At 55.2% G+C, this 6,304-nt stretch carries 6 protein-coding genes; 3 read left to right on the top strand and 3 right to left on the bottom strand.

Features of this window, described 5'->3' with window-relative positions; translation table 11 throughout:
- Positions 1-242 precede the first annotated feature (242 nt).
- Positions 243-512 (top strand): spike base protein, RCAP_Rcc01079 family, encoded by a 270-nt coding sequence (locus LC354_RS25665; RefSeq protein ID WP_223428805.1) that lies wholly within the window; start codon positions 243-245, stop codon positions 510-512.
- Positions 513-862: 350 nt separating this feature from the next.
- On the opposite strand, the gene LC354_RS28195 is transcribed toward LC354_RS25665, so the two are convergent.
- Entirely contained in the window at positions 863-1,375 is a 513-nt protein-coding gene (locus tag LC354_RS28195) for a metallophosphoesterase (protein ID WP_399204358.1), read from the bottom strand.
- A 1,070-nt stretch (positions 1,376-2,445) separates the two neighbouring features.
- Between LC354_RS28195 and LC354_RS25660 the strand changes: the two genes are divergently transcribed.
- Both LC354_RS25660 and LC354_RS25655 read left to right on the top strand, forming a co-directional pair.
- The gene (locus tag LC354_RS25660) at positions 2,446-3,252 is read left to right on the top strand and encodes a M90 family metallopeptidase (RefSeq protein ID WP_223428804.1); all 807 of its coding nucleotides are present in this window, start codon (positions 2,446-2,448) and stop codon (positions 3,250-3,252) included.
- A 66-nt stretch (positions 3,253-3,318) separates the two neighbouring features.
- Positions 3,319-3,873 (top strand): sugar O-acetyltransferase, encoded by a 555-nt coding sequence (locus LC354_RS25655; protein WP_223428803.1) that lies wholly within the window; start codon positions 3,319-3,321, stop codon positions 3,871-3,873.
- Between the two features lie 68 nt (positions 3,874-3,941).
- On the opposite strand, the gene LC354_RS25650 is transcribed toward LC354_RS25655, so the two are convergent.
- The gene (locus tag LC354_RS25650) at positions 3,942-4,598 is read right to left on the bottom strand and encodes a glutathione S-transferase (protein WP_223428802.1); all 657 of its coding nucleotides are present in this window, start codon (positions 4,596-4,598) and stop codon (positions 3,942-3,944) included.
- Between the two features lie 106 nt (positions 4,599-4,704).
- Complete coding sequence (locus LC354_RS25645; RefSeq protein ID WP_223428806.1) at positions 4,705-5,691, bottom strand: AraC family transcriptional regulator; 987 nt, start codon at positions 5,689-5,691, stop codon at positions 4,705-4,707.
- Positions 5,692-6,304 lie beyond the last annotated feature (613 nt).

Below are 6,304 nucleotides of genomic sequence, written 5' to 3'. Positions count from 1 at the left end.
GCCGCCGAACAAGCAAAGGGGCCTGGGCGCCCAGCTCAAAGAGCGACACCGGCTAACATCCAAGCTGATTGACGCGCCGCGACAATCAAAAACACAAAACCCTTGATCGCGATAGAAAACGACGGCATCGTCTCAAGTGTCGCGACCAAGGATTCTCATCCTGATTGACGCGCTCCTCGCATCCAGATTGTCGCGCTACAGCTGCGTGCAATGCTGGCCCGGTTTTTCAAAAAGAGACTGCTTTGCCCGTTGCCGACATGTTCAACGCTTATCAACCAAGGCTGAGCAAAGCCGTACAGGATCGTTTTGAGATTACCCCTTCGAATGGATCTGATCTTGCACAGTTATCCTGCGCAATAATGTTTGCGGAAGCGGGCAGTTTTGCCGAGCAACTGAAGAATAGTGACACGATCACCCTGCCAGAATTGACGCTGGACGTTGTCTATCCGCTGCGTGCGGCCCGAGTGTTCGCGACCGCTACAACAGCGACGGGGATCAAAGGGCTGGCCTAACGCGTCGTCCGCAATCTTGGTATTACGATTCTAGCGGGGGAGAACCTTGCACCACCACAACGTGGGTATACAGGTTGTGGCTCACGTGACCCTTGCAAACCAAAGATCATGACGGTTGAGACACTGGGGGAAGAACGCCTGGCTGACCGTTTCAAACGTCACTCTATTTCATTCAACATGAGCAACGGTGAGTCGTCCGGTAGAAAAGGCGCCTGTGTCGGTTGCAACCTGCCCACCCTGAGCTTTTGACACGCCTGCGATCGTGTGTCCGTGTAAGACCTGAACCGCGTCTGGACGTCGTTTCCTAAAAAACTCTCACGCCCCAGAGCAGTGTTTTCGTGCTTTGGTCTTCAATCGATGTATCGGTATCGGCACCGGCATGGACAACCGAGACGTTCCCTGACTGCCAATGTGTCTGCAAGGATCGCAACGAATCCAAAACTGCCGCACCGATCGCCGCGTTCAAAGCATCGCGGGCCACCCCTATGGCAGCGGGCCCGCTCGCTTCGTGTGCACCGGATATGCCAAAACCGGCCAGCGTCTGCACACCGCCAACGCGCGGCCAATGGTTTTCCGTATTCCTCAGGTGCCTCAAGAAAATTGAGCATCATTTCTTGGTGGTTGCCGGACAGGCAGGTAACGTCAGGCCGGGCATTAAGGCTGCGCAGTGCACCGGCGCTGTCGTTGCCGGGATCGATGTGGTCTCCGACGCAAGTGATCTGACGGCCCTTGCATATGTTGAGGGCGCGTTCCAGCAAGTCCGCGCGACCATGAGTATCACCAATTGCCGAAAATGAAGATTTCGGATTTACTGGAGGGAAAGGCAACCGACCGCCCAATCCATTTCGCCATTTTCGGAGCATCCGGAATTCCCGCCAAAGTCGTATCGAAAAGGAGACATAACAGTAATAAACCATAGATTTCCCACCCACGGATGTGAAGCCGCGAGGGCAGTGCAAACGCGTCTACGGCCAGATAACTGAATGGTTCACACCGCCACATGTGTACTTTTCGGCATGCTCCGCGGGGCAATTGTCTGGCGTCCACGAGGCTCCAAGCGAAACCGACTTTTTTTGTCGGTCGAGGAAGACCTTTTGTCGATTGTCCTTCTTGAGCGTCGCACGGCCTTCGGAGAACCGGACAAAACCAGGCCGCGGAACCAACCGGCAGCAGCATGATCGCGAGGTTTCAAAACAGGCTGAGCCCATCCGAAATCCGCCACCTGATCGCCCGCCACCTTCTGCGGCCATTTTTGACTGCCGCCCACATCGGGGATTGGTCACGAAGGCGATCGAAACACCAAGCTCCCCAAATGAAGGTTTGAGTGAACGAGCAGCGCTATTTGGTGACGTCTCTCGTATGGCAGCGGCCTGAGCCGCATTTGCCGGAGAAGATCAGCGACGCGGGAACCATGGCAAAGGGTAATCGCCTGTTCCAGGACGCAGGTTTCCACTGACCGGCAGGTATGTCCCGAGAGGTTGGTGCGATCCGTACCGTGGTGTTTCCAGGAACTGCCTATCAATAGCTTCCTTGCATCACAGGCTCTGAGAGCTTTCGCCCTTCGGCGCATAGTACGATTTGGATCGGGTCAGCGTCAGCAGGTTATAGACGTCAGACGCACTCACTCTTCGGAGGCGGAAACGCGGCGCGAAAAAGCCGTCGCTATAGTCGCTATATTTGCTATCGCCGCAGGCTTCTACGTGCCGAACTGGGTGGTATGAACGCCATATTTCTTTGAGATCGGCGCCAGCGTCACATGTTCGTGGATCGCTTCAATTGCAAACTTGGCTTTAAACCCGAGCGAATGGTTCTTTCGCCTCTTCATTCTGGATCGTCACTTTCGTCAAGCGATTCACCTGAACGACTGGTCCAAAATCCCCAGACCACATCGTCGGGCCTTGTCTGCCTGATGTCTGTGCAACAATAATGGTGCATGATGTGGGTTCTTTTCCTTGCGCTTGTCGTGGCAGGCATCTTTGGTTTTCGGTATTGGTCCAAGCGGCGTTTGCGCGCCGGCTTGCTCACGTCCTCGCTTTCCGATCAGCAACGCGCCATCGTCGCAAATCAGGTGCCACTGACGCGAAAGCTCCCGACTGAACTGCGTGGCAGGCTGGAAGGCAAGATCAATCTGTTTCTGAACCAGGTCGACTTCGTGGGGTGCAACGGTTTGGACGTCACCGAAGACATGAAACTGTCGATTGCGGCGCAGGCTTGCCTGCTCATCGCGAACACGGACACATGGTATGAAAACCTGCACACGATCCTGATCTATCCCGGTGCGTTCAAATCGCGGATGACACGACAAAACGGCTATGTTCTGACCGAACGCGAAACGGTGCGCACGGGCGAAAGCTGGTCGCGCGGGCCGGTTGTCTTGTCCTGGCAACATACGAAACAGGGGGCCAGCGACGATGAGGATGGCCATAACGTCGTGTTTCACGAGTTTGCCCACCAGATCGATGACTTGTCAGGGCATACCGACGGTGTTCCGATCCTGAACAAGGATCAGAAATTTACCGAATGGGCGGAGGCGTTCGTTTCTGCCTATGATCGACATGTGCACAGTGTTCACGCCGGGCACAGAACGGTTATCGATGCTTATGGCGCCGAGGGACCGGAGGAGTTTTTTGCCGTGTCGGTCGAGGTTTTCTTTGAACAACCAGCAGCGCTCAAACGCAGTGAACCTGCCGTCTATGAGCAGCTGTCCAGGCTTTTTCAGCTGGAGCCAGAGAAATGGTGATCTCGTAAGAACCCCGCCATGCAGCGGCGGGTATTTCCAAGACGATTACAGTGGGGCATGGACGGGATGACAACAGAACGCCAAAAGATGGCTGCCGGTGAATGGTACACCTGTCTGGATGATGAGCTTGAGGCTCTGCGCGCAACCGCCCGAACCGCCGTCCATCAGCACAACACCATGCCACCCGAAGACCGCGGAGCAATCGGGCCAAAGCTCCGCCAACTGATTGATGCAAGAACGGCCATGATCGAGGCGCCGTTCCACTGCGCTTACGGCATCAACATCACGCTGGGGGATCAGGTGTATCTGAACGCGGGCTGTACCATTCTGGATTGCGCCAGCGTAACGATCAGTGACCAGTGTCAGCTTGGCCCAAACGTTCAGATTTACTGCGCAGAACATCATCAGGACCCGATCAAACGGAACGTCCAAGGGCTGGAAATTGCCCGGCCTGTGTTTGTTGGCAAACGGGTTTGGATCGGCGGCGGGGCGATCATTCTGGCCGGAGTCACGATCGGCGAAGGGGCCGTTATCGGGGCAGGCAGCGTGGTCACGAAAGACGTCGCGCCCGGGTCGGTTGTCGTCGGCAATCCGGCGCGCCCGATAGATCGAGAATTGTGAACTCGTTCAACGAAACCGAAAGATGAATTGTGACCCGGACAGATGCGTTGCACTGACAAAAGAGCCGGTTATTGTGTATCCGAACCCGTCATACGCACCAGCCCTGTCTCGGTCTGAAGGATCGGTTGATCGCCTTCCTGCCATGGCGGCAGCTTGAACATGATGCTTTGAAACCGATCAGACGTCACAAAGCGCTCAAGCCACTTTTGCACGTTGGGCCAGGGCTGTGCGTCAAACCAACCTTTGTCGATAAACGCGAATTGACGGACAAAAGGAAGGACGGCGAAGTCCGCGATCGTTGGGCGACCAAACATCCAGTCACCCAGCTGCGCGTTCCAATCGGTCAGGATCGCCGAGGCAATCTCCCTGTTTTCTTCCGAATTGCTCTGGGGGTAGCGCGTCGCATATTTGGTGCGGTCCAACGCATCTTTGAACGGGCCATCGGCACGTTTGATCAAGTCCCATCCGTCGTCCGGCATCGCCAGCCATCCTTCAGGATCATTTTTCGCCAGTGCCCAGGTCATGATGTCGAGGCTTTCGTCGATAGTCTCTTCGGCAGTCACAAGACAAGGAACCGTTCCGCTGCCGGACGCCGCCAGAAACGCGGGGTGTTTGTCCCGGAGCAAAATTTCGCGGACTTCGACATGTTCATCTGCCGCAGCCAAGGCCAAACGGGCCCGCATTGCGTACGGACAGCGGCGGAATGAATACAAGATCGGGTGCATGAGGACCTGACGGAAAAGGGTAGAATGCGATTATACTCTGCGCGATGGCACCCTCAAGGTGGCGTCAGAGTTTTCGAAGCGTCTGTGCAAAGCACGGGCGTCGATCTCATTTGTAACGGCCGGGCGTGACACCTGTCCACCGTTTGAATGCTGTCGAAAACGCGGCTTGATCCGCATAGCCAAGCGAGTACGCAATTTCGGACAGCGACATCCCGTCTTTCATGAACGTCTTGGCCAGATCATGCCGAAGTTGATCCACGATGTCGCGGTAGCTTAGGCCCTCCGTTGCGAGGCGACGGGCGAATGTTCTGGGACTCAAACCAAGACTGCCCGCCACGCCATCGGCGCTCAGGATCCTGCCGGGTAACGATGCCATCAGCACGCTTTCCACCTTTGAGCGCAGCGACGCATCGCCGTCTTTCTGCTCTTTCAGCAGCCGTTCGCCGTATTCCATCAGGTGCTCGCGCAGTCGTTGATCATTTGTGGGGATCGGAAGTTCCAAGGATGACAAGGTCAGGATCATCTCAGGGGCGTCCGCTCCGAAAACAACCGGAAACCCGGCCAATTTCTGGAAAGCCGGCAGCGAGGTACTGACTTTGTGGTCGAACCTGACTTCGAGGGGGAAAAAGTTCGTGTTGGTCAGCGCCCGCATCCGCGACAGGCCAGCGAACATCATGAATTCTATATGCCGATGATACTTTGCATAGCTTCTGTCTTTCCACTCGATTTCGAAACAGGCTGAATTGCCTGTCGATCTGACGGAATAGGTCACAGCGGGGCCCAGAAGGTTATGGAATTTCGATGTGTTCTCGATGGCGGCTCGCAGATCATGAGAGTACTTGCCGATATAGCCGTTGATATTCTGCGCATTGACATAGCTTAATCCGGCCTTCGCTCCGAATGTGATATCGTCCAGGGCGTCACAGGCCTCTCTGACAAAAAGCACTTCGCAATCGTAGTCGACTGTTCCGGAATCCGCTGTCGTGTCCCATCCGCTTAGTTCACTCTTTGCAAGGACTTCCGAGACGACACGCTTGTCCGCACATTCCTTTTCCAAAGAACGTACAAGGTGCACCAATCGTGTCGCATCCACCTCCAAGAAGTCATTCCCTCATTTTGCTCAGCGCAAACGTTACAGTGCTCTGGCAGAAAATCGCAAGTGCGACGGAGACACGTGGCGTTGATAATATTCGAGGGGAGGTAACCCTTGTGCGCACGTTCTGGCCATCCTGTCGTATTTGGCAGGGTTTCAATAATATTCGGCAAGAATTCGAAAGCGGAGGCTGACGGGCCCGTATAAATCCGGGCCCGGGGGCACCACTCACGGACTTCGCCCCTCGCGCGTGGGAGTTCGTCTTCAAGATTTTCTTGGCGACTGGAACTCCCGCGCATGCCGGTGAAAGATTGTCATTGCAACAATTATGGGCGCGCGCGACCAGCCACTGAGCAACAAATCCTGACCCGTGCGTTCAAGCTTGAACTAGACACTGCCTGCATCAGATGTTCCAATTGCTTTTGGCAACGGATATTGCGGCCAAATCAGTGGCGTCAGGAGCACGGAAATCTTTAACTTTCCACCTAATGGATCGAAGCCACCGGCTTCTAGCCGGTCCGCTTCAGCGAATCTTTCTCTGATCTTCTCTCCTGAATTTTGAAACCCGCTGTGGCGGTATGGTTTCAAAATTCAGGAGAGAAGATCATGCGTT

It is taken from the genome of Tateyamaria pelophila (genome assembly GCF_019966495.1).
Taxonomy (GTDB): Bacteria; Pseudomonadota; Alphaproteobacteria; order Rhodobacterales; family Rhodobacteraceae; genus Tateyamaria; species Tateyamaria pelophila.
This window is presented reverse-complemented; position numbering and strand designations above follow the sequence as displayed.

Coding starts and splice junctions, on each gene's coding strand:
- LC354_RS28195 (WP_399204358.1), bottom strand. CDS start 1,375: ATGCTCCGAAAATGGCGAAATGGATTGGGCGGTCGGTTGCCTTTCCCT.
- LC354_RS25660 (WP_223428804.1), top strand. CDS start 2,446: ATGATGTGGGTTCTTTTCCTTGCGCTTGTCGTGGCAGGCATCTTTGGT.
- LC354_RS25655 (WP_223428803.1), top strand. CDS start 3,319: ATGACAACAGAACGCCAAAAGATGGCTGCCGGTGAATGGTACACCTGT.
- LC354_RS25650 (WP_223428802.1), bottom strand. CDS start 4,598: ATGCACCCGATCTTGTATTCATTCCGCCGCTGTCCGTACGCAATGCGG.